The 25,357-nt window shown below is 60.5% G+C and carries 28 protein-coding genes; 10 read left to right on the top strand and 18 right to left on the bottom strand.

Features of this window, described 5'->3' with window-relative positions:
* Nucleotides 1-15: 15 nt before the first annotated feature.
* Both Tal182_RS11050 and Tal182_RS11055 read right to left on the bottom strand, forming a co-directional pair.
* The gene (locus Tal182_RS11050; RefSeq protein ID WP_085859457.1) at nt 16-1,806 is read right to left on the bottom strand and encodes an ABC transporter ATP-binding protein; all 1,791 of its coding nucleotides are present in this window, start codon (nt 1,804-1,806) and stop codon (nt 16-18) included.
* Between the two features lie 394 nt (nt 1,807-2,200).
* The gene (locus Tal182_RS11055) at nt 2,201-3,064 is read right to left on the bottom strand and encodes an ornithine carbamoyltransferase (protein WP_085859458.1); all 864 of its coding nucleotides are present in this window, start codon (nt 3,062-3,064) and stop codon (nt 2,201-2,203) included.
* Nucleotides 3,065-3,637: 573 nt separating this feature from the next.
* Between Tal182_RS11055 and Tal182_RS11065 the strand changes: the two genes are divergently transcribed.
* The gene (locus tag Tal182_RS11065) at nt 3,638-3,919 is read left to right on the top strand and encodes a DUF982 domain-containing protein (RefSeq protein WP_064802447.1); all 282 of its coding nucleotides are present in this window, start codon (nt 3,638-3,640) and stop codon (nt 3,917-3,919) included.
* A gap of 168 nt (nt 3,920-4,087) precedes the next feature.
* On the opposite strand, the gene Tal182_RS11070 is transcribed toward Tal182_RS11065, so the two are convergent.
* The gene (locus Tal182_RS11070) at nt 4,088-4,915 is read right to left on the bottom strand and encodes a nickel-binding protein (protein WP_085859460.1); all 828 of its coding nucleotides are present in this window, start codon (nt 4,913-4,915) and stop codon (nt 4,088-4,090) included.
* 413 nt (nt 4,916-5,328) lie between these two features.
* Here Tal182_RS11070 and Tal182_RS11075 point away from each other — a divergent pair, with 413 nt between their 5' ends.
* The 3 genes from Tal182_RS11075 (at nt 5,329) to Tal182_RS11080 (ending at nt 6,113) form a co-directional block, all read left to right on the top strand.
* Nucleotides 5,329-5,586, top strand: a complete 258-nt coding sequence (locus Tal182_RS11075) for a DUF982 domain-containing protein (RefSeq protein WP_011425300.1) — start codon at nt 5,329-5,331, stop codon at nt 5,584-5,586.
* A gap of 120 nt (nt 5,587-5,706) precedes the next feature.
* Nucleotides 5,707-5,877, top strand: coding sequence for a hypothetical protein (locus Tal182_RS31495; protein ID WP_164517744.1), 171 nt, complete (start codon nt 5,707-5,709; stop codon nt 5,875-5,877).
* Nucleotides 5,877-6,113 carry a hypothetical protein gene (locus Tal182_RS11080; RefSeq protein WP_064802451.1) on the top strand — a complete coding sequence of 79 codons (237 nt, stop codon included), beginning with the start codon at nt 5,877-5,879 and terminating at the stop codon, nt 6,111-6,113. The genes Tal182_RS31495 and Tal182_RS11080 overlap by 1 nt, the downstream gene beginning before the upstream one ends.
* Before the next feature lie 172 nt (nt 6,114-6,285).
* On the opposite strand, the gene Tal182_RS11085 is transcribed toward Tal182_RS11080, so the two are convergent.
* The 4 genes from Tal182_RS11085 to Tal182_RS11100 form a co-directional block, all read right to left on the bottom strand.
* Complete coding sequence (locus tag Tal182_RS11085; RefSeq protein WP_085859461.1) at nt 6,286-6,834, bottom strand: nuclear transport factor 2 family protein; 549 nt, start codon at nt 6,832-6,834, stop codon at nt 6,286-6,288.
* Between the two features lie 80 nt (nt 6,835-6,914).
* A complete protein-coding gene (locus tag Tal182_RS11090; RefSeq protein WP_085859462.1) occupies nt 6,915-7,718 on the bottom strand; it encodes an SDR family oxidoreductase in 804 nt (267 codons plus the stop codon).
* A 53-nt stretch (nt 7,719-7,771) separates the two neighbouring features.
* Complete coding sequence (locus tag Tal182_RS11095; RefSeq protein WP_085859463.1) at nt 7,772-8,170, bottom strand: heme-binding protein; 399 nt, start codon at nt 8,168-8,170, stop codon at nt 7,772-7,774.
* A gap of 162 nt (nt 8,171-8,332) precedes the next feature.
* Nucleotides 8,333-9,220: an AraC family transcriptional regulator gene (locus tag Tal182_RS11100; protein WP_064810341.1), complete on the bottom strand. Its 888-nt coding sequence runs from the start codon at nt 9,218-9,220 to the stop codon at nt 8,333-8,335.
* A gap of 252 nt (nt 9,221-9,472) precedes the next feature.
* On the opposite strand from Tal182_RS11100, the gene Tal182_RS11105 reads away from it, so the two are divergent.
* Nucleotides 9,473-9,658, top strand: coding sequence for a hypothetical protein (locus Tal182_RS11105; protein ID WP_085859464.1), 186 nt, complete (start codon nt 9,473-9,475; stop codon nt 9,656-9,658).
* A gap of 29 nt (nt 9,659-9,687) precedes the next feature.
* On the opposite strand, the gene Tal182_RS11110 is transcribed toward Tal182_RS11105, so the two are convergent.
* From Tal182_RS11110 to Tal182_RS11140, 7 genes are all read right to left on the bottom strand, one after another.
* Entirely contained in the window at nt 9,688-10,077 is a 390-nt protein-coding gene (locus Tal182_RS11110; RefSeq protein ID WP_064802462.1) for a RidA family protein, read from the bottom strand.
* The gene (locus tag Tal182_RS11115) at nt 10,078-10,659 is read right to left on the bottom strand and encodes an NAD(P)H-dependent oxidoreductase (RefSeq protein WP_085859465.1); all 582 of its coding nucleotides are present in this window, start codon (nt 10,657-10,659) and stop codon (nt 10,078-10,080) included.
* Nucleotides 10,659-12,065, bottom strand: coding sequence for an FAD-binding oxidoreductase (locus Tal182_RS11120; protein ID WP_064802467.1), 1,407 nt, complete (start codon nt 12,063-12,065; stop codon nt 10,659-10,661). Before Tal182_RS11120 ends, Tal182_RS11115 begins: the two co-directional genes overlap by 1 nt.
* Nucleotide 12,066: 1 nt before the next feature.
* Nucleotides 12,067-13,380 (bottom strand): cytosine deaminase, encoded by a 1,314-nt coding sequence (locus Tal182_RS11125; protein ID WP_085859466.1) that lies wholly within the window; start codon nt 13,378-13,380, stop codon nt 12,067-12,069.
* Nucleotides 13,380-14,222, bottom strand: coding sequence for an ABC transporter permease (locus Tal182_RS11130; protein WP_085859467.1), 843 nt, complete (start codon nt 14,220-14,222; stop codon nt 13,380-13,382). The genes Tal182_RS11125 and Tal182_RS11130 overlap by 1 nt, the downstream gene beginning before the upstream one ends.
* Nucleotides 14,219-15,046, bottom strand: coding sequence for an ABC transporter ATP-binding protein (locus Tal182_RS11135; protein WP_064802473.1), 828 nt, complete (start codon nt 15,044-15,046; stop codon nt 14,219-14,221). Before Tal182_RS11135 ends, Tal182_RS11130 begins: the two co-directional genes overlap by 4 nt.
* A gap of 66 nt (nt 15,047-15,112) precedes the next feature.
* The gene (locus tag Tal182_RS11140) at nt 15,113-16,129 is read right to left on the bottom strand and encodes an ABC transporter substrate-binding protein (RefSeq protein WP_011425314.1); all 1,017 of its coding nucleotides are present in this window, start codon (nt 16,127-16,129) and stop codon (nt 15,113-15,115) included.
* 182 nt (nt 16,130-16,311) lie between these two features.
* Between Tal182_RS11140 and Tal182_RS11145 the strand changes: the two genes are divergently transcribed.
* Nucleotides 16,312-17,262 (top strand): LysR family transcriptional regulator, encoded by a 951-nt coding sequence (locus Tal182_RS11145; protein ID WP_085859468.1) that lies wholly within the window; start codon nt 16,312-16,314, stop codon nt 17,260-17,262.
* 18 nt (nt 17,263-17,280) lie between these two features.
* Here the strand turns inward: Tal182_RS11145 and Tal182_RS11150 are convergent, their stop codons facing one another.
* Nucleotides 17,281-18,078, bottom strand: a complete 798-nt coding sequence (locus Tal182_RS11150; RefSeq protein WP_085859469.1) for a creatininase family protein — start codon at nt 18,076-18,078, stop codon at nt 17,281-17,283.
* 235 nt (nt 18,079-18,313) lie between these two features.
* Between Tal182_RS11150 and Tal182_RS11155 the strand changes: the two genes are divergently transcribed.
* Nucleotides 18,314-18,793, top strand: a complete 480-nt coding sequence (locus Tal182_RS11155) for a DUF2938 domain-containing protein (RefSeq protein ID WP_064810345.1) — start codon at nt 18,314-18,316, stop codon at nt 18,791-18,793.
* A gap of 200 nt (nt 18,794-18,993) precedes the next feature.
* On the opposite strand, the gene Tal182_RS11160 is transcribed toward Tal182_RS11155, so the two are convergent.
* The 3 genes from Tal182_RS11160 to Tal182_RS11170 are packed head-to-tail and all read right to left on the bottom strand — an operon-like array spanning nt 18,994 to nt 21,986.
* Entirely contained in the window at nt 18,994-19,635 is a 642-nt protein-coding gene (locus tag Tal182_RS11160; RefSeq protein WP_085859470.1) for a ThuA domain-containing protein, read from the bottom strand.
* A gap of 18 nt (nt 19,636-19,653) precedes the next feature.
* Nucleotides 19,654-20,754, bottom strand: a complete 1,101-nt coding sequence (locus Tal182_RS11165) for a Gfo/Idh/MocA family oxidoreductase (protein WP_085860905.1) — start codon at nt 20,752-20,754, stop codon at nt 19,654-19,656.
* A gap of 32 nt (nt 20,755-20,786) precedes the next feature.
* Nucleotides 20,787-21,986: an ROK family transcriptional regulator gene (locus Tal182_RS11170; RefSeq protein ID WP_085859471.1), complete on the bottom strand. Its 1,200-nt coding sequence runs from the start codon at nt 21,984-21,986 to the stop codon at nt 20,787-20,789.
* A gap of 199 nt (nt 21,987-22,185) precedes the next feature.
* Here Tal182_RS11170 and Tal182_RS11175 point away from each other — a divergent pair, with 199 nt between their 5' ends.
* The 3 genes from Tal182_RS11175 to Tal182_RS11185 all read left to right on the top strand — a co-directional run bounded on the left by Tal182_RS11175 (nt 22,186) and on the right by Tal182_RS11185 (nt 25,351).
* A complete protein-coding gene (locus Tal182_RS11175; protein ID WP_085859472.1) occupies nt 22,186-23,490 on the top strand; it encodes an extracellular solute-binding protein in 1,305 nt (434 codons plus the stop codon).
* Between the two features lie 81 nt (nt 23,491-23,571).
* Nucleotides 23,572-24,510 (top strand): sugar ABC transporter permease, encoded by a 939-nt coding sequence (locus tag Tal182_RS11180; RefSeq protein ID WP_064802485.1) that lies wholly within the window; start codon nt 23,572-23,574, stop codon nt 24,508-24,510.
* Nucleotides 24,503-25,351: a carbohydrate ABC transporter permease gene (locus tag Tal182_RS11185; protein WP_064802487.1), complete on the top strand. Its 849-nt coding sequence runs from the start codon at nt 24,503-24,505 to the stop codon at nt 25,349-25,351. The genes Tal182_RS11180 and Tal182_RS11185 overlap by 8 nt, the downstream gene beginning before the upstream one ends.
* The last annotated feature ends 6 nt before the right edge of the window (nt 25,352-25,357 follow it).

Below are 25,357 nucleotides of genomic sequence, written 5' to 3' on the forward strand. Positions count from 1 at the left end.
CCCCGGCGTTTCGATTCAAGCCACCAGCCCCTTGGTCAATTCCAGCGCCTGGCGCTCGAACAGCCGGCGATAGATGCCACCATTGAGCCGGATCAGCGCCTGGTGGCCGCCTTCTTCGACGATCTTGCCCTTGTCGAACACCAGCAACCGGTCGAGCGCCCGCACCGTGGACAGCCGATGGGCGATCACAAGAGTGGTGCGGCCGTCCATCAGCCGTTCCATCGCCTGCTGGATCTGCACCTCGCTTTCGCTGTCGAGGCTCGACGTCGCCTCGTCGAGGATCAGGATCGGGGCATCGGCCAGGAAGGCGCGGGCGATGGCGACACGCTGCCGCTCGCCGCCCGACAGCTTGACGCCGCGTTCGCCGACCATCGTCTCATAGCCCTTCGGAAGGTCCATGATGAAGCTGTGCGCATTGGCCTGTTTCGCCGCCTGCTCGATCTCGCGCCGCGAGGCGTTCGGCCTGGAATAGGCGATATTTTCCGCGAGCGTCCGGTGGAACAGGATCGGCTCCTGCTGCACGATGGCGAGTTGGCCGCGCAGGCTCGATTGCCTGACCTCGGCGATGTCCTGCCCGTCGATGCGGATGGCGCCCGAGTTCACATCATAGAGGCGCTGGATGAGCTTGACGAAAGTGGTCTTGCCCGAGCCAGAATGTCCAACCAGCCCCACACGCTCGCCCGGCCTGATGGTGACCGAAAAGTCCTCGTAAAGCGGGTCGGGATGAGCTCCATATTGGAAGGTGACGCGATCGAAGACGATCTCGCCCGCGCCGATCGCAATCGGCTTGGCGTGCGGCTTGTCCTCGATGCCGAGCGGCATCCTGTCGAGCAGCACCAGCTCCTCCATGTCGTTGACGGCACGCTGCAGATTGCGGATGTCCTGGCCGACATTGCGCAGATAGCCTTGCAGAACGAAGAACATGGCGAGCACGAAGGTGATGTCGCCCGGGCTCGCCAGCCCCTGCCGCCACATGATCAGGCCCGTTCCCAGAATGCCGGCCTGCATGGATACCATCATGAAGCCCTGGATCGTGCCGCTCAAGGTGCCGCGCTTCCATGTTCTGCGCGTGCGGCTGTCCCATTTGCCCAGCACATGGCGCAAGCGGGCTTCTTCGCGGTTTTCCGCACCGAAGGCCTTGACCACCGAATTGCAGCTGATCGCGTCCGCCAGCGCGCCGCCGAGCCTGGTGTCCCAGGCATTGGCAAGTCTTGCCGCCGGCGATACGAAACCCATGGAAAGCGCCACGGTGACGCCGATATAGACCAGCGATCCGAGAGCTACGATCAGCCCCATGACCGGCCAGTAGCTGCCGAGCACGATGCTGGCGCCGACCAGCATGACGAGGGACGGCAGCAGGGCGACCAGCAGGAGGTCGTTCAGTGAATCGAGCGCCCACATGCCGCGGGTGATCTTGCGCACCGTCGAACCGGCGAAGCTGTTGGCGTGCCAGTCGGTCGAGAACCGCTGCACCTTGTGGAAGCCGTTATTGACCACATCCGCCATGATGCGCAGCGTCAGCCGGATGATGCCGTTGAAGATGAACCAGCGCAGTGCCACGCTGATAAAGCCGAGAACGACGACGACAACAAAGGCGCTGAGCGCGCCGTCAGCCGCATTGCCGCCGGCAATGGCGTCGACGATCCGGCCGGAAAATACCGGCACCATGACTTCGGCCAGCGTGCTTGAAATTACCAGCACGATGATGATGCCGACCAATGCAGGCCGGTGGGTCCAATGATGAAAAACAAAGCCGAGCACGTGACGATAGGCATCGGCGCGGAAATCGAGCTTCTTGCGAGTCATTTTAACCAGTCCGGCTCGTATCTGAAACCGGTCCTCAAAATCGGGAGTTGAAAGGCGCAGCCCGCGCGGAAGACGAAATAATGCCGTCAGATCATTCGGGCTGAAGAAAGAGAAAACCGCATGTCGCGCGCGCTTAAGGCGGGGCGCGAATGGATATGACCTAGCGTCGGGACATACCACACGGGAAGACTTCGATGATTGCTGATGTCATTCAACGCCTCCCTTTGGTTCGATCTGAGCGGTAGCGTTTTGTAGCGAAGCAATTGCGCATTGCCAAGAGGGAATTTGCAACCCAAGGGAAAGTGATGCGGAAACGACACAATTTACGGACTGGGAAAGCTCGTGCGCGCCGAGGGTCGCGGGCCGGATCATGTCGAGGCGCAACGCCCGATCGTCAAGAGGTCGCCCACTCCATGAGTGCGTTCTGGGCATGCAGCAGGAATGCTTTTGCGGGACGGCTTTGGCACGCAGGGTGCAACATCGCATCGGCCGTTACTTCCTGTCCCCTTGCGACTGGCGGGCAGGGCAAAAAGATCAGGTCGCGCCGCCCTTTGTCGAGGAGTGTTGCCGTTACCTGATACTCGACCAGCTCATTTTCCCTCGCGTCTTTCGGCCACGAGTCCGTGATGATGACATCCGCGTCAAAGGCATGCCTGATATCCCGGCTGATTTCGAAATTCGGGTTCAGGAGATTGGCATCGGCCACGTGCCAGGGCTCCGGATAGACTTGGACGACGCGGATGGGCATGGATTTCGATGCCTCCACCCAGGAACGAAGAATGTTGGCATCCGGCGCGATCCCGACCACCTTGAGGCCTTCCAGTGATCCCCTGACGCTCTTGATATAGGCGAGATCGCCGAGCGTTTCACACGGATGATTTAGCTTTGTCCGGGCATTGATGACGGGCGCATCCATGACCGCCGCGAGCTCTTGCAAGGTAGCAAGTTCCTTCGTCCTGACGACGAGAAGATCGAACCAGTTATCGAGATAGCCCGCAAGGTCCGCTGTGGCCTCGCGGGTGTTGAAGCTGATCGGCGGTTGCACGCAGACGCCGCCCATGGCCTTGACGCCGAGATCGAAGGCCGCGGTGTTCCGCCATCCTGTGTCGTCGACGATAACACCAACTCGCTTGCCCAGCAGCGACTGTGGCATGGTGCGGTCCGCCCAATGCTTCGCAAGCTGGCCGGCTCTGTCGATAATTGCAGTGACGGTGTCCAGCGGCAATGAGTGGAACTCGAGGAAGTCTCTGTTCGGCATGGAACTCACGGTGTTTCCAATGTTTCTCTTGGCGATCGAGCGCTCGGCAATGGTTGTTTCCCGGCTCCTGATGCGCCAAACCGCCCATTGACGGAACGGATCTTTCAATAGCTGCACGAGCGAGCATTGCCGGGTCTGAATCCGCCCGCACAGGCCGGGTTCCTCGAAGTATCCAGCTGATATTGATAATCCTCCCGGTCCTGCCTTGCTGGCGAGGTGCAGGAAGCCGTGAGCGTGGACAAGCCGATTACCGCGCTGGTCGCGAACAAGGTGAGGAATCGGGTCATCTGCGCTTCTCCTGAGGTTGGTCTCGGCAATCTATCATGCCGGCACAAACAGATGCGAGAACCAGTGAGATCAATCACGCTCATCTGATGGGAAATGGCTTCGATGATCGAGGGACCGTTCTTCGCTCCATGGGAAAATTCGCGGATAATCTGGCCGGACTATTCTGCGGTTATGGAAGTAAATCCGCAGTGTCGTAAAGCGAGTGATTCCCGATTTTGTCTTGAACAAATCGCCGATTTTCAGTAATATAAATCCATAAAAAAGTAATATAAATGGGAGGTTACTATGTCGGAAGCTCGGTTCGAGCCGGTTTTTCTTCATCGTCAGCATTTCGTCGCCGAGATCACATGTCTCGACGAAATCTTCGAACTTCTGGATGAGTGGCCGCAGGACAAGCGAGGTCTGGCATATGACACACTGCTGAAGGCGTGCAGGGATACCGCCAAGGGGGCATTTCCTCTCAGCGCCGCACGCGAGAATTTCCGCCGTTTTCTGAAGATGTCGGGCATGCTCGACAGCGGCCCCAAATTCGAGGGGATGGGCGATCGAAACGTCGGCAATGCTTGAAGAGCCAAGTCTGCTCGTGACGATCTGAGCCGGCGTGCCGCCATGTCATAAGCGGCGCCTCCGGTCGCGAATCTCCAGTCATAGGCAACCGCGGCAAGCCGCGGGAAACGGCAGCAGTCTCAGCGGATTTCACCGGATCTATGCGCGTCGCACCGATCGCGACGCGCTTTAGCGAAGGCCGGCACCTGCCCAATCGCAGCGGAAGACCAGCATGGGTTTCGAAAATCCCTTTATGCGCCGGCGCGTCGCGTGGGCGAAGAGGTCGCCGGCGCCATATTCCCGGAATACATTCTCCGACACGAGGATCTGGTCACTGGCTGCGGCCGCGCAGAGGCGGGCTGCGAGCTGCACGGTGGAGCCGAAGAGGTCATTGCTGTCCTCGACCGGCTCGCCGCAATCGAGCCCGATGCGAACATGGATCGGCTCGGCCTTGCTGCCGTTGTAATGCTGGAATTCCTGCTGGATTGCCATGGCGCATTCGACTGCCGCGGTCGTCGCCGCGAAGGCCGCCATGATGCCGTCGCCGGTGTGCTTCACCTCGCGGCCGGAATTTTTGCCGAGGCACCGGCGTACGATCGCGTCATGAGCCCTGACCAGCTCCGTCCCCATGCGGTCGCCGAGGCGCGCCGTCATCTCGGTCGAGCCGACAATATCGGTAAAGAGGATCGCCCGGTGGCCGGCATCCATCTGCGGCGTGGATTGGCCTGGCGCCGGATCGGGGTCATTGATGCGACCGAGAAAAGCCTCGACGGCCGACAGTGCCACCTCGACGACCTCATTGGCGACGAAACCGTGCGCCTCGCGATGGACGCAGTGGACGGTTTCGACATCGGGCGCATCCACCAGGCAGAAGGCCGTCCCGCGCCGCTCGTCGAACCAATACGTCAGAAACTTGACGCCGTATCGATCCTGAATGTCGATATCCATGCGATGCGCCTGCGCAACCTCGGCGGGCGAAGTACCTTCGAGAAAGTGCCGGTCCATGAAGATGGGCATCGCGCGTCCTCCCAGATCCGCCGCGTGCAGGAGGTGGCATTGTACGATCTGGAAGCATTCCCGTCCACCTTAGGGACAATCAAAGGCTGATCGTCGCAAGGCGTTGCTTCCGGAAACGCAACGCGTTGCTGCACATTCGAGAGAATGTGCATGAATACTGCGGTTTTAATGAGTAGGCGTGGTGGGTTCTGTCTGATATTTACCATAATCGGTCGTTTAATGCTGATAGCCAGATTTCCGGAACCCCCTCGAGAAGCTTCAGACGTTTCCCGTTTCAAGCGTCGCCTGCCGGATCCCACCGTGAGAGACAGGTCTGTCACGGTCATGGTGCCAAGGATCGAAGGCCGCTGCCAACGGCATGCTAATTGCATATTATCGGTTAGCTCGCCGAAATTAGGAAAAGCTGTAGCAAAGTGAGACAGACGGCAAATTTTCGACCGGTCGGCCTGGCCTCCATGGGGCTCGGCCATTATGCCGTTATTAACTCAGTGTGGGATGCCGCGCGCACGCTGCTTCGTGACTGGCCGGTGGATGACGGCGAAGAATATTTCGAAGCGGTCAAAGCCTGCCTGGATGCGATTACCGGCGATCTCCCGCCGGATCATGTGCGCGCCGTCTTCATCAGGGCTGCGCAGGAGGCGGGCATCGCTGTCATAGAAGCTGCCGACTGACCAGCGGCCGCATCCTAGCCCCCCGTTTCTCCTCCTGTTTCCACGACAAGCTCATCGTCGCGCTTGACTTCTTTGGGCGAAGGTCTAAAGTAGAACAAAACAGGAACATTGGAGATGGTCATGACACATACGGAACAGGTGATCGCCAACGCCCTAGCCCTTGTCGAAGCCTCTCGGGCGGCCCGCGAGCGGGATCAGCAGCGCCGCGCCGCCTGGCAGAAAAAGGTGGAACTCAGCCGACCGCTGCCGCCTCTGCCGCGCCCGGTGCAATTGCCGCTGGCGTTGAACTGATGCAGCCGGCAAAGACATCCAAGTCCGATGAGCCGCCGCCGGATCCGGCTTGCTCTGATCCTGCATGGGAAGTGGAAGCCGTGCTTGCCTGGCATGACGACGACGCCAAGGCGGCGATCCGCTCGCTGCTCGACGACTGCAGACATCTGCGCCGGCAACTGGCGCTGGCGGAAAGCGTAATGAGCCGCGGAATGGCCCGCGGCTGGACGCCGCGATACGAACGCGACTCCCTTTGAAACATACCTGCGGCGACCTCTGTTGCCATCAGCACGATCATGGCCGTCAAGACGGTTATTCGACAGCAGGCCGAGGCCGACGATCGACCAGATAGGCCTCCAGCGCTGAGGCCTTACCGAAGGCGACATAGCCATCCGAACACACGAGCACGCCAGTCGCCGGGCTCCACATCTAGTCGGCCGGCGTCACACGGGTCCAAAAGGCGTTGAACGCGATCGAATCGAAGAGGGCCGAGGCACGGACGATACGGCCGTCGCGCATGTCGAGAAACCAGGCATAGGTGTTTGCGTATGGCTCTCCGTCGCGGGCGATGCCACGCGCGTCGAAAAAGGCGATCACAGTGTCGCCGTCGGCATATACGTTGCGGATCGCCGGCTTCAGCGGTGCCTTCATTCGAGCATTAAACGGGCGGATCACCTCACGCAGGAATGCCTCGCGGCTGGGGTAGGTCTTCGAGGCCAGCGAATAGCCCTCGATTGTCCAGCGGGCGTCGTCGGCGAGGAGATCATAAGGACTGCCTGTTCCGGCCGCCCAGGCTTCGAAGCCAGCCTCGACGGCTGCCTTGTTGCGGCGTTCGGTTTCGGTGAGAGACTGCGCTGCGGCGCGGGCTTCGAGCCCGCCCAGAGCAAGGATGGTGGTGGCGATGCCGAGGATTGCATTGAAGACGCGCATCGTCAGGGATTGCGGCCGACAGATGGCTGCCGTTGCGGTGTGGGACATGGTTATCTCCAGAGGGTCGAGTGAGTGGGGCGACACCCGCTGGCCGGGTGCCGCTTGCGGGCTCGCCGCCAGAAATCTGCTTAGATCTGGTTTTCCCAAGCTCTCAGCTGATGCTCCTTCAGCATGTCCTCGATAACCTTCGGAACGACATTGCGGAACCTGCCGGTGTCGGCCGGAACGACTTCGATCATCCGGTCGATCATTTCCTTCGGATCCATCTTGCCTTCGGGCGTCGCGAAGAAATCGTCGAAGCCCTTTCGCAGATCTGCGCGTTTAGTGAAGTTCTTGCTGTCATCCAGCCAGCGGAACGGATTGTCCGCCATCGTCTCATTGTAGCCGGTGTAATAGGCGCCCGGATTGATCGTCTGGACCTTGATGCCATAACGGGCGAGTTCCTGCTGCAGCGCCTCGGCGATCGATTCCAACGCGTGCTTGGTGGAGACATAGGTGCCCCAGTTGGCCGGGGTGAAGAGGCCGCCCATCGAGGAGGTGAAGACCACCTTGCCCTTCTGGCCTTCGCGCACCCATCTCTGGACGACGCCCTGAGTCAGCACCAGCGGCAGAAAGACGTTGACTTCGTAGTTCTTGCGAACAAGTTCGATCGGGATTTCCCAAACCGGGCCGGCTTCGCCCATACCGGCATTGTTCCAAAGAACGTCGATATCCCATCCCTGCGCCTGCTTGATGTCGTAGGGATCGGTGAGGTCGAGTCGCTCGACACGGATGTTCTTCAGGCCGAGGGCGGCCACCTCCTCACGCAGCGGCGTTACCTGCGAGGAAACCTGCGTGGTTGCGATGATGCTGTGGCCGTTCTTGGCCATGCCGATGGCGGCACCCTTGCCGAAGCCGGAGCCTGCGCCGGTAATCAAAATGGTCTTGGTCATGAGACATTCCTTTCGATGGGTTCAGGTTGGTCGAAATCAGTCTTGGCACAGCATCACGCGACGGCCGCAGCCGCTGCCTGCGCGATTTCGAGATCCTGTGAAACCGCTCCTCCGGAGACGCCAACGGCGCCTATGACCGTTCCGTCGCGGGCAAAAAGCGAGATGCCGCCGGCAAAGGGAGCGAGGCCGCCGTTGGATAGTTCGAGGCCATGGGCGGGAGCCCCGGGCTTGCAATAATCCCAGACGGCCTCGCTTGTGGTTTGAAACAATACGGCCGTCCGGGCTTTGCCCATAGCGAGGTCGATCGAGCCGAGCACTGCGCCGTCCATTCGGCTGAACGCCTTGAGATGGGCTCCGGCGTCCAGGACCGCGATATTGACCGGCACACCGATCTCATTGGCCCGCGCCTCACCTGCGGCGATGATCCTGCGAGCTTCGGCAATGGTAATCATCTCCTGTCTCCTCTTTTCAGCTCGGGGCTAACTCGACGAGACAGGTGTATAGGCGGAACCGGTATTGCGGTATTTTCAGCTCTTGCTGCGCTATGCGCAAATCTTGCGCTCCGGCGTGCCGGCATGCACGAATGGCGAATTATCTCCGGCAGGCGGAACCCGCTAACCGGTGACGAGCGCGCGATATTGGCCGGGCGTCAAGCCGGTCGTCTTGCGGAAGACCCGGGTGAAATTCGCCTGCGAGCCGAAGCCGGTATCGAGCGCGATCTCCACGAGCGAGGACCGTGCGAGCCGGAGCTTTTCCTTGGCCGCTTCGATCCGTCGCTCGGTGACGTAACGATGCGGCGTCAGGCCGGTAGCCCTGCGAAACATGCGGGCAAAATGAAAGGGGCTGAGGCAAGCCTCCGCAGCAAGGTCATCCAGCGAGATTTCGGCTGCGATGCGGGCTTCAATGAAATCGAAGACGCGTTGCAGCCTTTTGGGGTCGACAGTCGGCGCCCGTGCGGCAGGTTGCCAGCGAACAGACGAATAGGTGCTGAGCAGGTGCGCCGCCAGCGCCGTCTGAATGCCGTCCAGATAGAGGCGATCAGTCGGTTCAAGGCTTCTGTTCAACAAACCTCGAAAGAGTTGACCGAACTGCAGCACCATGGGATCGGGGACGCCTCCCGCATAGGCGAGCTGCACCTTGGCCGGATCGATGTCGAAGTTTGAAAGTGCGCTCTCACCGACGAGCGACGGCGGGAGAAAGATGTGGAGGGACTCGGGCATGGTACCCATGATTTCCACGGCACTCTCATGGACACCCGCCGGACAAACCCAAGCGACACCGGGGCGGGCAATCGCCTCCCGCCTGTGGCCGTCACCCGTCCACCTGATCTTCGACTGCCCCGAGAGCAGGACAGCTATTTCCGTGCATTCGAGTGTAAGGTCGACCTGCCAGCCGGGATCGAAATGTCTGAGCTCGACCTGTAGCGATGAGCAATCAACAAGCCCACCCACGCGCTCGCTGGTCCGATACTTTCTGTCACCTTGCGATTCCACGAAAGACATGTCGCATCCATGCCGCCAATGAAACAAATTCGTATTGTTCAGTCCGGGTAGGCAGATTGCCGCCGTCACGCTGTGAAATCCGCACTCAACGTTGATTTATCGAATGAATGCGTAAAGGAGGATTGCTGTCGGAGCACAAGTATTCGATCAGTATTTTTGGCTAAATTGCAGAGGAGCGCAAGACCTTGGCGCAATCGATATGGCGCCTCATTTTGCGGTTTCCGCCGCCAGAGTGTCAGGCGTTCCGGTTGGATGTTCGTTCGCCTTTTTTCGATGGCCGACCGCATCGATGCCGCACGCGAAAGCGTCGGACGCTCTTCGAAAGCTTGGAGGAACACGATCTCAATGAATTGGTACGCGCTGATGCGCAAATTCGCAGATGAGATCAGCGGCAAGATAAGCGTCAGCGCCCGTAAGCCGCAGGAGGATGGCGACTGACAGGTGGGGGGTCGAGAAAGCGCCTTGTCTCAAAATACTTTTGCGGCCGTAACTTCGACTTCCACAAGGAATTCCGGGCGGGTAAAACCGGCGACGACGATTAGCGTCGAGGTCGGCTTCGGCTCGAGCGTGTATCGATCCCGGACCTCCATATAGTCGGCGAAGTGCTCGCGCTTCGTCACAAAACCCGAGATGCGGATAACGTCGGCAAAACTCATCTCCGCCTCGCCAAGAATCGCCTTGATCGCCTCGAAGCAAAGTTCTGCCTGCGCGCCGACATCCTCCGTCACCTCCTCCTCGAGGCTAATGCCAAGTTGCCCGGAGGTTACGAGCAACGAGGCGCCCGGTGGGACCAGCAAACCGTGATTGTAATTTCCGAAGGGGCGGCGAACGGAGGAGGGATTGAAGATCCTCTTCATCTAGAACCGCTCCATCGCCGTCTTCACCTTTTCCAGAAACCTCGCCCGTGTCTGCGGTGTGCAATTGTTCATGTCATAATGCGCAAGAAAGGTGACCGATCTTAGCGGGTTGATCTGCGCTCTCAGCACACGTTTGACAATCTTCTTCGGCGGATTGCCGGCGGCGAAGGCGCGAAACGGCGTGGCGCCGTATGTCAGAACCGCTGCGAGCTTTCTGATATGGCGCAGCCGCGATTCGACCTTTCCATCGACGAGATCGAAGGAAACACCGGGAAGCCAGACGCGGTCGAAATAGCCCTTCAGGATCGCCGGGAACCCGAAATTCCAGATCGGCGTCACCAGCACTAGGCCCTCGGCCCGCTTCAGCCGCTCGACATAGGATTTCACCAGATCAGAATTGGCGGGATAGTCGTGATAGCTGAGCCGGTCGCTGCGGGAGAGCACGGGGTCGAATTTCTCGGCATAGAGATCGCAGGCATCCACCGCATGGCCTGCTTTCTTAAGGCTTTCCAGCGTCTGTTTGTAAAGCGCCTTGCCGTAGCTTTCCTCGACCGGGTGCGAATGAAGGACGAGAACGTTCATCAGGCCTCCATGACGCTCGCAAGTCCCGGAAACAGATAGTTCTTGCCGGCATTGAAATCGAAACTAGGATTCTCCCAGGCAATCATCTTGCCGGGGTTCAGCAGCCCGCGGGGATCGGTCTCGTGCTTGAAGGCGAGCTGCACCTTGTCGGTGCGCTTCATGCCGCCTTCCTCCAGCGTGTAGCGGTGCGGATTGAAGATCGGGCAGCCGTGATCCTGGTGGATCTTGATGATCTCCTCGAGCCGCGCCTCTGTGGTGTAGCGTACCAGCGGCAGGCCGGAGCACTGGATCTGCCCGTCGAACTTGATGAATTCGAGATGCCCCGGCACTTCATCACCGAAGATCTCCACCATTTTGGCGACCTTGGCCACATGATCCGGCCCCGGATACTGCACTTGCAGATAGGTGAAGTTGGGGTCGACCTTGAGAGCACGCAGCGTCGTGTGGTTCCAGGCAAGCTCATAGGCATGCGGAATGCCTTTCATGCTTTCGACCCTGTCGGAGCGGAAGATGACCTCGCCCTTGTGAGCGGCGGCAAAGGCGAGGAACGCATCCATGGAATGCGGCGCGATCATCAGCACCACCACGGACTGGCCCTTGCTGATATAGGATTTATGCCGGGTGAAATAGTCGTGCGGTATGGGGGCGGCGATCGGTGCGATCTCCTTGACGAGGATGCCGTTGCATTTGGCGAGCGCATCGGAGAAGCGCACGGCAGCCATGAAGTCGTCATAGCCGACGAGAACGTCCACCCAATCATAGGCGGGCGCCAGCGGCATTTCGATCTCGGTAATGATGCCGTTGGTGCCATAGGCATGGCTGACCTTCTGCAGGTCCCAGCCGGTGAGATCGAGCACGCGTGGCTCAGCCTCCATGGTGACGACGCGCAGGCGCAGGATATTGCCGAGGTCGCGCAGGCCGCCCCAGGTGATCGAGCCGACACCGCCGGAGCCGCCGGCAATGAAGCCGCCGACGGTTGCCATCTGCGCCGTGGACGGGTGGAACCGCAGCTCCTGGCCGGAATGGGCCTTGGTCTGCTTGTCGAGCTGGGCGATGATGATGCCAGGCTCGCAGATCACGCGGCCGGGATGGATTTCCTTGATCTTGTCCATGGCCGCCAGATTCAGCACGATGCCGCCGGAAAGCGGCATCGCCTGGCCGTAATTGCCGGTGCCGCCGCCGCGGGGCGTGACCGGCACGCCATGCGCGAAGGCAACCTTCAGCGTCCGGATGACCTCTTCTTGGTTTTTTGGCGTGACGACGAGATCGGCCGTCACGTTGTCGAGCTGCGCCTTCAGTATCGGTGAATACCAGTAGAAATCACGGCTCTTCTGGCGCACCAGCGCCGGATTGTCTTCGATGGCGATGCCTTCGAGTTCTTTCTTGATCGACTGATAATCCGGCATGTCAGGCTCCAACGACGCTGTCGAGTTCACGGTAGTCCGGCAGGCGGCGGTCGATCACCTTGCCGCGGCGAAGCACGACGCGGTCGGACTGCGGACGGGAAAGAAATTCGCTCCAGCGCCGGGCGCTGAAGAGCACCAGATCGGCCGAGGCGCCGGCGGCGATGCGCCCCTTATCGGGCCGGCCGAGAATCTCGGCAGGTGAGGTGGTGACGACGCGCGCCGCCGTATCCAGCGGATGGTCGAGATGCAGGATGCGGACCGCCTCGCGGAACACCTCCACGGCGTCGAGATCGCCATAGGCATAGAAGGGGTCGCGGGTATTGTCGGAGGCGACTGCCGTTGCCACGCCGGCCGCGGCCAATTCCTTGAACAGGGTAACGCCGCGCCAACGCGGTGTGCGGCCGGGGTAGCGGTCCTGCAGATACATGTTGCACATGGGTAGCGAAACGACGGCGATACCCGCCTCGGCGACGAGTGCGACCGTGCGCTTTGCCGTCTCTTGGTCGTGACGGGCGAGCGAGCAGCAATGGCCGGCCGTCACCTTGCCGTCGAAACGGTTGCGCAATACGGCTTGCGCGATCGCCTTCAGTGTTTCAGCGCCCCGATCATCTGTCTCGTCGACATGCAGATCGACATCAAAGCCATTATCGGCCGCGGCTCTGAACAGCGTATCGAGCTGGCTGTCGAGATCCGGGCTCATCCGGGTGACGCCGCCCATCAGGCCACCCTTGTCGCGAACCACCGCGACGAGCTCGGCGAAATAGGCGGCATCCGCCATATTTTCCATCGGAAAGAGCGCCACCGCCTGCAACGCAATCCTGTCCTTCCAGGCTTCGCGCATCTCGGCGAAGACCTCGAAGGAAATGCGATGCTGTGGCGCCAGCGAATCGAGATGGGTTCGAATGAGGCTTGTGCCGTGCGCGTAGGCGCAGCGCAGGGAAAACTCCATGCGCTTCTTCACGTCGCCAGCCGACCAGTTCGCTTCGCGGTCTGCGCGCACGGCCTCCAGCGCTCCCGGAAAGGTGCCGTCCGGATTGGCGTTGCGTGGCCAGATATGACCCTTGTCGAGATGCGTATGCATGTCGGCGAAGCAAGGCCAGACCATGCTCTCCTTCAGGTCGGACTTCGCCAGTTCCACGGGCGCTTCCCCGGGCGGCAGTACATCGGCAATGATGCCGTCGGCGATGACGATATCGGCCCTGACGAGCCCCTCGACAATAGGCGCCTCATAACCGGTGACGGCGGCGCTAGGCAGGGTCGCATTGCTCAGCACGAAGCGGCCGGAATTGGGCGGTGAAATGAAGGAATAGGTCATCAGTTTTCCCGTTTCAGGCTACTCTCGTGCCAGCGGTGCAGGGCAAGCCACGAAATGAATGAGGTGACGGCGAAGATCGCCACACCGAGCAGCGAGAGCATCAGCAGGGCCGCAAAGAGTCGTGGAATGTTGAGCCGGTATTGCGCTTCGAGAAGCCGGAAGGCGAGGCCTGAGCCCGCACCCGCCGAGCCTGCGGCAAATTCCGCGACGACGGCAGCAATCAGTGCAAGGCCGCCGCCGATCCTGAGGCCGGTCATGAAATAGGGCTGGGCAGCCGGGAGCTTGAGAAAGAGCAGCGTCTGCCAGCGCGAGGCGCCGTAGAGCTCGAACAGATTGATGAGATTGTGATCGACGCTTTTCAGCCCCTGAACCATATTCGAAAGAATAGGGAAAAAGGCGACGAGGAAGGCGCAGATCAGAAGCGCCACCTGCGTTGACGGCGCATAGATCAGGATCAGCGGCGAAATCGCGACGATCGGCGTGACCTGAAGGATGACGGCGAGCGGATAGAAGGCGAGTTCGATCCAGCGCGACTGCACCAGGAAAATCGCGAAGCCGACGCCACCGACCAGCGCCAGCATCAACGATATCAGCGTGATTTTGGTGGTGACCCAGAGGGCAGGGGCAAGCGTACCCCAATCCGTGACGAAAGTGCTGGCGACGGCCGCCGGACCGGGCAGGATATAGGGCGGCACGCCTGACAGTCTGACATAGGCATACCAGATCAGGACCAGGCACGCGATGACCAGCAAGGGCGTCAGGACGCGCAGCGCCAGTTCGCGACGATGGGCGCTTGCAGTCGCTTTGACAAACAGCGGCGCCGCGGATTTTTCGTCACTCATCGACGATCCTCCGCCGCGTTGATTGCTCCGATGAGCGCGTGCGAGACCGTCTCGCAGGCTTTGCGGTATTCTTCCGAAGTGCGATAATGGGCGTCGCGTCCCAGACTGGTCATCAGCGGCAGATCGGCATGTACACGCCCCGGCCTTGCCTTCATCACGACGATGCGGTTGGAGAGATAGGCGGATTCGAAGACCGAATGGGTGACGAAGATGACGGTGATGCCGGTCGTCTTCCAGAGCCTGAGCACGTCATCATTCAACTTCTGTCGGGTGATCTCGTCGAGAGCCGCGAAGGGCTCGTCCATCAGTAGCAGCTTCGGCTTCGTCACCAGAGCCCGGGCAATCGAAACACGCATCTTCATGCCGCCGGACAGTTCGCGCGGATAGGCCTTGGCGAAATCCTGGAGGCCGACCGTGGTCAGCGCTTCCACGATCTGATCATGTGCCGCCCTCTTGGAGATATGTCGAAGCTTCAGCGGCAGATGAACATTGTCGAACACGGTCTTCCAGGGCATCAGCGTCGGCTCCTGAAAGACGAAACCGATATCCCCCTCCGGAAGACCCTTGGAGTTGATCCGAGAACTCGGCCAGTCGATCGCGCCCGACGTGACATCGCCGAGCCCGGCGATAATCCGCAGCGCCGTCGACTTGCCGCACCCGGATGGGCCGAGCAGGCTGATGAACTCGCCGCTCTCCACTGTGAGCGACATCTCCGAAAGGGCAACAGTTCCGCTAGAGAAGGCTTTCGAAACAGCTTGCATGACGACCAGCGGCCGCTTGCGCAACTCTTTCGGGGATAGGGCCTGAGCTTCTGCTGGGGGCATTGGCTGTCTCGTTCATCAGCGAATGGAATCCGCCGTATGAGGTGGATCTCCGACGGAGTCTTCGGCTTACTTCTTCATCGCCATTCCGGTGCCTTTGCAGACGAATTTCGTCGTGAAGGCTTTGGTGTAATCCGTTTCCGGCTTGAACACCTTGATCGCTACCATTTCATCGAAGAAGGCCTTGTAATGCGCCTCGGTCAGGCAGCCGATGCCTTTGTCGAGGCTGTCGCCGGATTCGATGATGCCGTACTCCTTCATCTTGGCGATGGAATAGGCGATCTGACCATCCGTCATTTCAGGATTGTCCTTCTTGATCAGCTCGTTGGCCTTGGTGTTGTCACCGTAGAGATAGTGGTACCAGCCTTCGATCGAGGCATCGACGAAGCGTTGGACGACATCGGGCTTGCTGTCGATCATCGCCTGCGTGGTGGTGATCATCGTCGAATAGGGGGAGTAGCCGTTGTCGGCGAGCAGGAAGACTTTCGGCTCGAAGCCGGCCTGCTTCTGAATCTCGTAGGGTTCCGAGGTGAGATAACCTTGCTGCGCGGAATCCTTGTCGGCAAGGAACGGCGCCGGGCTGAAATTATAGGGCTTGTACTGTTCGTCCCTGAAGCCTTTGAAATTCGCCTTCATCCATTCGAAATAGGTGAGATAGCCGTCCTTGCCGAGAAACAGCGTCTTGAGCTTGGCGAGATCTTCGAATTTCTCGATTCCGGCATCGGGATGTGCGATCAGCACCTGCGGATCCTTCTGGAAGATCGCCGCGACGTCGACGAGCGGAATGCCCTGCTCGACGGCCGAAATCTCGCCCTGCGGCCCGCCCATGTAGAAATCGATCTTGCCGGAGATCAGCAGCGCGCTGTTGGCCGCATTCGGACCGCCCTGGACGATGGTGACGTCGAGTCCGTGCTTGGCATAAGTGCCGTCGGCGACCGCCTGGTAGAAGCCGCCATGCTCGGCCTGCGCCAGCCAGTTGGTGCCATAGGTGACCTTGTCGGCCGCCTGAGCGGAGGCGATGGAGGCAATCATGCCGCCAAGCCCGGCCAATGCGGAAAAGACCCTGTTCTTCTTTGTCATGGGCATGATCAACGTTCCCCTTCTGAGTTCGCGGCCGTCGCGGCGACGTCCGATTTTCTTCATAGGAGCCGTTGCTTTGCTCTTTGAAAAGCATCAAATTTCGTGCGCAATGATGCCTTTTCGGCATCTCACCGAAAGCCTGTGCCTATTTTGCGCTGCGTGCCTGATATTTGTGCAACGAGGTTCTGATGCTGCATTCCAGAAAGCTTCTCTATATCAACGAGATCGCGCGTTCGGGCTCGATCCGCAAGGCGGCGGCACGACTGAACGTGGCGTCTTCGGCGATCAACCGGCAGATTTTGGCCTTGGAAGAGGAAATGGGCGCGCCGCTCTTCGAGCGCCTGCCGCGCGGGCTGCGGCTGACCGCCGCCGGCGAGCTCTGCATCGAACATATCCGCGAGGTGCTGAAGAACTACGAGCGGTTGGAGGGGCGTATCCGCAGCCTGAAGATGCAGCAGGCGGGCAAGGTTCGGCTGGTGACGACCGTCGGCCTTGCGGCAGGGCCGCTGCCGGAAATCATCGCCCGCTTCCAGTCGGAACATCCGCGCGTCTTCATGCAATTGCGGAACGACGCCGGCACGATGACGGTCAACCCGGTGCTTTCAGGTGAGGTGGATATCGGCCTCGGTTTCAATATTCCGGCAACGCCCGGCATCCGCACGCTCGGCAATTTCGACATTCCGATCGGCGTGGTTCTGCCGCCCGGTCACCATCTGATCGGTTCCGGCCCGATCAACCTGGCCGATATCGTCCAGGAGCGCCTGGTGCTGGCGCAGCAAGGGACCAGCCTGCGCGACGTGATCAATCTGGCTTTGGCGCGCCTCGACGTGCATGTCGAACCGGTACTCGAAACCAATGCTTCGGAGATGCTGAAAAAACTGGTCAAATCGGGGGCGGGGCTAACGATCCTGAACCCGCTCGACGTCATCACCGAATGCCGGCAGGGCGAACTGGTCTTCCGGCCGATCGCGGAGCCGCATGCGCGCCACCAGCCGATGAAGCTTTTTGCCCGCGCCCGCGCGCCGCTCGACTCCGCCACCAGCCTGTTCGTCGAATATCTGCTGGCCGAGCTGGCCGGCCTGGTGCAGGAACTGCAGGCCAAGGGGCACATCGCGGCGGATACTTCCGTCGCGATCTGAGCCGCGGTTCGGCAGGCCCTACTTGGAATAAAGACTGGAAAGCGGATAGCGCTTCAGGTCGCAGAGCAGTTCGATGAACCCCTTGACCTGATGGCGGCAGATCGCTTCGCCCTTTTCGGCCGTCCCGCGCGACGCGTCGCCGACGACCCCGTTGGGATTGAGATCGTGGGCGATCCAGGCGAGCGAATGCGGCGGCAGCGGCTGAATGTAATTCGATTGCTCCCGCATCCATACCGCCTTGGATTTGAAATTCCGCGCCTTCTCCATCCGTACCAGGTCAGGCCGGAAATGCAGCATCAGCGACGTTTCCACCTCGCCGCCATGGATGCCGTATTTCAGCTCATGCTCGCTGATCATGCCCCCGGGGTGACCGAAGCGGCCCCATTGCGTGGAGATGACGGCCATCGCGTAGCGCACGCGCAGCTCTCGCGCCACGATGCTCATGATATCGACATTGCCGCCATGCGAATTGATGATCACCATCTTGCGGATGCCGGCTTCGGCAACCTTTGCGCCAATCGCGGTCCAGACCGGAATGAGCAGTTCGGCGCCGAGCGACAAGGTACCCGGACCGTAGATATGTTCATTGGCCTTACCGATTTCCTGCGTCGGCAGCACCAGACAATCGAGATCGACGGGTTTCTGCTTGCGTAATTCGGCGAGCATGCCTTCGGCGATGGCCACATCGGTCGCGATCGGCAGATGCGGCCCGTGCTGTTCCGTCGAGGCGATCGGCAGGATGGCGATCGTGGTGTCGGGAGACAGTCCGGCGAAGTCGTCGCTGACCAACTCGTTCCAGTAAAATGGCACTGTCATTGCCGTTCGCCTCTCATTGCCGTTGGAGACAGTGAGTAGGGAATAACGCTACCTGCGAAAAGCATCAATTTGCGGTCGCACCGATGCCTTTTTGCGGATGATGGAGCAACGGCCCCGTCGAGCGCGGCTCTTTGCCGTGATGTCTCCGGGCATGTCTTGCCGAAACCATTGCGCAAGTGCGTCCGCAATGGTTTTCTACCGCCTCTGCAATTGCAACGCTTTCCGGTGATTCCCGATGTTCGATATTCTGTGGCGCGGTCTGGTGATCGGCGCCGGCGCAACCATCCTCATGGACCTCTGGGCGATCGTACTCACGAAGGTCTTCGGCCAGACGCCGCCGAACTGGGCGCCGGTCGGCCGCTGGTTCTGGCATCTTGGTCGCGGCAAGGTCTTTCATGAGAACATCGCCGATGCAGCGCCTTATGCGAATGAACTCGCTCTCGGCTGGATCAGCCACTACGCCGTCGGCATTCTCTATGGCGTGATCTTCGCGATCATCATGGGGCAGGGTTGGCTCGCTACACCGACATTTCTCCCCGCCTGGATTTTCGGCATCATCACCGTCGGGGCAGGGTGGTTCCTGCTGCAGCCCGGCCTCGGTCTCGGCTGGGCGGCTTCCAGACATCCGAAGCCGATGAAGGTCCGCTGCTTCAATCTGCTTGCGCATACGGTGTTTGCGCTGGGGCTATTTGGGACGGCGTTGATTATTCGCTGAGCCAAAAACCCCTCCCCAACCCTTCCCACAAGGGGGAGGGACTAAGCTGTGGCGTCCGGCGGCGACCAAAGCAGAGGTCTTGCTGGCTGTTACCGTTCGACGGATTGAAACGATAGAGTTTATGTGAAGCGGTGCGGCATCTTAGCCCCTCCCCCTTGCGGGGGGGATGGGTCTATTGGTTCCCTGCGAAAATCCCTATCCTACCGCGCCGCCCAATTCGCCCCGCGGCGGAAGATCGTCTTCATCTCGGGCACGTCGAACTCCTTGGCCTGGTGGCCGAGCGAGGAGTAGAAGACGCGGCCCTTGCCGTATTTGCGCTTCCAGACGACGGGCATGACGACGCCGTCGATCCAGTAGGCGTGCTCGCCGGTGAACCTCGTCGTTGCCAGAACCTCGTTCGAGGGGTCAACATGCATGTAATATTGCTCTGACGTATAGGGAAAGTCGGCAATCCCTTCCATCAGCGGATCGTCGGGGCGGGTAATGTTGACGGTATAGTTGATGATGTTGCCGGGATGGGCCACCCACTGGCCGCCGATGATGAACTGATAGTCGACGGAGTCGCGGAAGGCATCGCCCGCACCGCCATGATAGCCTGATATGCCGACGCCGCTTTCGATTGCGGCGGCGAGGTTCTTGACCTCCTCCTTTTCGATCTTCGACATCGTCATGATCGGCACGACGAGGCTGAGATCGTGGACGGAGGGGTCGGCGAGCGCCTCGGTACCGTGTTCGAGATAGACCTTGAAGCCGTCTTCCTCGAGCATGGTCTTGATGATTTCGGCGCATTCCTGCGGCTCGTGCCCGCTCCAGCCACCCCAGACGATCAGTGCTTCACGCATTCTCTTTCCTCCTGAAACTTATTTCGCCAGCTGTCCGTCGACGATGGATTGGGACAAGGGGGCAGGGCGTTCCACCGCCGTGGTGATCGTCACCGTCCGACCGGTCTCGGACGCGGTCTGGAAGGCTTCCATGACTTCGAGCACATGCAGCGCCAGATCGCCGTTGGCGCGGTGCGGCCGGTTCGCGCGGATCGCATGCGCCATGTCGGCAACGCCGAGCGAGCGGAAATTGCCCTCGGCATAGGGCGCGGTGACCGGCTGGTCCTCGAAGGCGCCGCCCTTCTTCAGATATTCGACGGGGCCGGCGAATTTGTTGGGGTCGGGGACAATAAGCGTGCCCTCGGTTCCATAGACCTCCAGCGGCACATGCTTGTGGCCGGCGACGTCGAAGCTCATGGCGATCTGGACGACCGCGCCGTTGGCAAAAGCCATCATGCCGGCGACATGGGTCGGCACATGCACGGGGATGCGCTCGCCATTGCGCGGCTCGCTGGTAATGAGCCGTTCGGCCCGCGGCGTCGTCGCAAAGCCGGCGACCTGGGAAACCGGCCCAAGCAGATTGACGAGATCGGTGATGTAGTAAGGGCCCATATCGAGCATCGGCCCGCCGCCGACCTCGTAATAAAAGGCCGGGTTCGGATGCCAGCGCTCGTGCCCAGGGCACATGAAGGTCGCCGAGCCGCCGACCGGCTGGCCGATGACGCCCTGGTCGATCAGGGCGCGCGCCGTCTGGTGACCGCCGCCGAGAAAGGTGTCGGGGGCCGCGCCGATGCGCAGATTGCGCCCGCGTGCCGCGTCGGCCAATTTTTTCCCTTCCGCGAAATTAATCCCGAGCGGCTTTTCCGAATAGGTGTGCTTGCCGGCCTCGAGCGCCTGCAGCGCGACGGCGACATGGGCTTTGGGGATCGTCAGGTTGACGATGATCTCGACCTTTGGGTCGGCGAAAAGCTCCTCGACGGATTTGACAGGCACGTTGAATTCGGCAGCTTTTGCCTCTGCCAGTTCCCGGTTGAGATCGGCGACGCCGCGAATGTCGAGAATGGGGAAGGATGCCATCGCCGTGAGATAGGCGCCCGAAATATTGCCGCATCCGATGATGCCGATACCGACCTTGTCCATGAATTCCTCCATTGATCTTGAGTGTGCGCTCCTCAGAGCGCCGGCCCTGTGGTGCTCCAGGGCGATTCGTAGAGTTCGTAGAGCGCGACTGCGGCAGCACCCTGTGCCCAGAAATCATCGCTCGAATCGTCGAAGACGAGTTCGCTGACGCCTTTCAGCGACGGCGGAATGGCGAGCGCATAGGCATCGCGCAGGCTGTTCAAAAAGGGTTCGCCGAGCGCCAGGCTGGAGCCGACCAGGATGACCCGCGGCGGCGCAAACAGCGTGACGATATTGGCGATGGTCAAGCCGACTGCTTCGCCGGCGCGGATGGCGGCGCCGATCAGCCGGTCGTCATCGGCCTTGATCAGCGCCTGGGCATGCGTCATGCCGCGCCCGAGGCGGATGGCTTCGGCAAAACGCCCGTCGGTCTGATGCTCGCCGAGGATCGCGCTTTCGCCGGCCTGGCTGAAAAGCCGCACCACGCCATTCGGTCCCATGCCGAGCACGAGGTCGCCGAGATTGTGGCTGAGGCCGCCGGCTCCGCGGAACAGGCGATTGCCATGCAACACGCCGAGCCCCAGCGTTTGTTCCAGCGAAATCAACACCATATCCTCGAGATCCCTGGCTCTTCCGAACCAGTGATGGCCGAGCGTAATGGCATGCGCATCGCTTTCGACGATGGTCGGCGTCGACAGCCGCGTGGACATCTCGGCGGCGAAATCGACATTGGTGTCGCGGAAGATCGGGCTGCTTCTGATGTAGCCGGTGCGGTGCTCGATGACACCGGGAAAGCCGAGGCAGACGCTGTCGACATCTTCGAGCGACAGCCCGGCATCGACCACGCAGCGCCGCACTCCATCCTCGACGAGATCGGCGATGACGCCGATCGGCTGCCGGTCGAGGCGGATCGGCAAAGCGAGCTTCGACAGCACGTCGCCACGGAAATTGGTGACGACGAAGACCATCCGGTTGGCGGCGATCTTACCGCCGACGACGCGGGCGGCATCGGGATTGAGTTCCAGCGCCACGCGCGGCCTGCCGCGCACCGCCTCGTTGCGGATATCGCCTTCGTGGCGCGGCAGGATCAGTCCATCGTCGAGCAGGGAGGCGGTAATAGCGGAAACGGTCGTGGTGGAAAGCTCGGTCCGTTCGCTGATCTCGATGCGCGAGATCGGACCATGGCGCCGGATGGTATCGAGCACGTTCAAGCGGTTGATCGCGCGCATCAATTCTGGATCTGCGGTCTTCATGAAAAACTAGCCGGCATAGTTCGTTGGGCGGAAGCCAATATTTTTAACGGGTTACGAAATAAATAGCAGCCAATCCCGCAGGCCTGTCAAGCGCATTTGCTAAAAATAGCCGAAGTTGGGTTGACATCCGGCGCAAGCTCCGCTGAATTATTCCGCATAGGGGAAAAATTGTGAGGATGGGTCCCCTGGGAGGAAAATCATGAATTTTATGCTGAAGAACGCCGCTTTCGGCGGCAGGCGCATCGTATCCATGGCCGCGGCAGCCGGCATGTTGCTGGCCGGAGCAGGAACTGCCTCGGCGACGACGGTGGTCAAGTGGCTGCATCTCGAAACCGATCCGAAAAATGTCGCGGCCTGGGAAGACATCGTCAAGAAATACGAAGCTCAGCATCCCGATGTCGATATCCAGATGCAGTTCCTCGAAAACGAGGCCTTCAAGGCCAAGCTTCCTACGCTGCTGCAGTCCGACGACGTGCCAGATTTCTTTTTCAGCTGGGGCGGCGGCGTTCTGAAGCAGCAGTCCGAAACCGGCGCGCTGCAGGATGTGACGGCAGCCCTCGATGCCGATGGCGGCAAGCTGCGCAAGGCTTATACCCCGGCCTCGGTCGACGGCCTGACCTTCGACGGCAAAACCTGGGCGGTCCCCTACAAGGTCGGTCTGGTCAGCTTCTTCTACAACAAGGCGCTCTTTGCCAAGGCAGGCGTCAAGGCCGAGGACATCAAGACCTGGACCGATTTTCTTGCGGCCGTGAAGAAGATCAAAGGGGCCGGCATCGTGCCGATTGCCGGCGGCGGCGGCGAGAAATGGCCGATCCACTTCTACTGGAGCTATCTCGTCATGCGCGAGGGCGGCCAGAAGGTCTTCGATGCGGCCAAGAACGGCGAGGGTGAAGGTTTCCTCGATCCAGCGATCATCAAGGCCGGCGACGATCTCGCCGAGCTCGGCAAGCTCGAACCTTTCCAGCCCGGCTATCTCGGCGCAACCTGGCCGCAGACGCTCGGCGTCTTCGGTGACGGCAAGGCGGCGATGATCCTCGGCTTTGAAGCGACCGAGGCCAACCAGCGCAAGAATGCCGGTGACGGCAAGGGACTTTCGCCCGACAATATCGGCCGTTTCGTCTTCCCGACGGTTGAAGGCGGCGCCGGCAAGCCGACGGATACGCTCGGCGGCCTGAACGGCTGGGCGCTTACCAAGAAGGCCTCCAAGGAAGCGGTCGATTTCCTCGCTTTCCTGACGAATGCGGACAATGAGCGGGCGATGGCCAAATCAGGCATGCTCCTGCCCGTCGCCGTCGGCGCCGATGACGGCGTGGTCAATCCGCTGCTGGCTGAATCGGCCAAACAGCTTGCCGGTTCGACCTGGCATCAGAACTTCTTCGACCAGGATCTCGGTGCGGCCGTCGGCCGTGTCGTCAACGACGTCTCGGTGGAAATCGTCTCCGGACAGATGAACTCCAAGGACGGCGCCCAGATGATCCAGGACGCTTTCGAACTGGAACAATAACCAGCGCCCGCAGAACCTTCCGGCGCTCCTGCCAATCGGGAGCGCCGGCATCGCTGCCGACGAAAGGCTAAAGCAGGAACCATGGCCAATATCTCAGTCCTATCGACACCGAGCGCAGCAAGGCCGGCAAGGCGAGCCGCAAACCGGAAGAGCTCGGTCGCCCACGACCGCCTGACCGTGCTGTTGCTGTTTCTGCCACCGGCGCTGCTGCTCTTCACGCTCTTCGTCATCATGCCGATGGGCGAGGCGGCCTGGTACAGCCTCTATAAGTGGAACGGGTACGGCACGCCGACGGAGTTCATCGCGCTCCGTAATTTCCAGGTCCTGTTCCGCAACGCGGCGTTTACCCAGGCGCTGGTCAATAACGGCCTGATCATCATCATTTCGATCTGCATCCAGGTGCCGCTCGCCATCTGGCTGGCCACGATGCTGGCGCACCGCATTCCCGGTGTCGTCGCTTACCGCCTGATCTTCTTTCTGCCTTATGTGCTGGCGGATGTTGCCGCAGGCCTCATCTGGCGCTTCGTCTATGACGGCGACTACGGCCTGTTTGCCGCCATTTCCAGCTTCTTCGGTTTCGCCAATCCTTACGTGCTCGCCGACAAGGACGTGGCGATCTATGCCATCCTCGGGGTTATCGTCTGGAAGTATTTCGGTTTCCACATGATGCTGTTCATCGCCGGCCTTCAATCGGTGGACAAGAGCGTGCTGGAGGCGGCCGAGATCGACGGCGCCACCGGCTGGCAAAAATTCCGTTACGTCACCCTGCCGCTGCTCGGCTCCACCCTGCGCCTTTCGATCTTCTTCGCCGTCGTCGGCTCGCTGCAGCTCTTCGACATGATCATGCCGCTGACCGGCGGCGGACCGTCCAACTCGACGCAGACGATGGTCACCTTCCTCTACACCTACGGCGTCATGCGCATGCAGGTCGGCCTCGGCAGCGCCGTCGGCGTGGTGCTGTTCATCATCTGCGTGACGCTCGCCTTCGGTTACAAAAGGATTTTCATGCGCCATGACTGATATGAGCTCTTCCGTCCGCATGAGGACATCCACCCGGATCTATCTTTACGTGTCGCTGAGCCTGATCGCCGCGATCGTGCTGGTGCCGCTGCTGACGACGGCGCTCGGCGGCTTCAAGACCCTGGGCGACCTGCGCACCAACCCCTTCGGCCTGCCGACGGAATGGCAATGGGCGAACTATACCGACATTCTCTTCGGCGAGCGCTACTGGCTGCAAATCGGCAATTCGCTTGTCATCGCAGCCCTCACCGTGCTCTTGACGCTGATCGTCTCGTCCATGGCGGCTTTCGCCTTCGCCCATGTCCGCTTTTTCGGCTCATCCTTCCTGCTCAATTATTTCCTGCTCGGCCTGATGTTTCCGGCCGCAACCGCTATCCTGCCGCTTTTCATCCGCATCCGCGATCTCGGCCTGCTTAATACCTATTGGGGCGTGGTGCTGCCGCAGGTGGCCTTCGGCCTCGGCATGAGCATCCTTTTGTTCAGGAATTATTTCCGCAATCTTCCGGAAGAATTGTTTCAGGCGGCCTTCGTCGACGGGTGCGGTTATATGAGATTCTTCTGGCATATCTCGCTGCCGCTCTCCCGGCCGATCGTCGCCACCGTCAGCATCATCTCCTTCGTCGGCAGCTGGAACAGCTACATCCTGCCGCTAATCATGCTGAACTCGGAATCCAAATATCCCTGGCCGCTCGGCATCATGGTCTATCGCGGCGAATACGGCACGGAGTGGCAGCTGGTGCTGGCCTTCATCACGCTGACCATCCTTCCCACCATCATCGTCTTCTTCGTCGCGCAGAGACACATCATCGCCGGATTGACCGCTGGCGCCGTGAAGTCCTGAGCCGAA

It is taken from the genome of Rhizobium sp. TAL182 (assembly GCF_002117725.1).
Taxonomy (GTDB): domain Bacteria; phylum Pseudomonadota; class Alphaproteobacteria; order Rhizobiales; family Rhizobiaceae; genus Rhizobium; species Rhizobium esperanzae.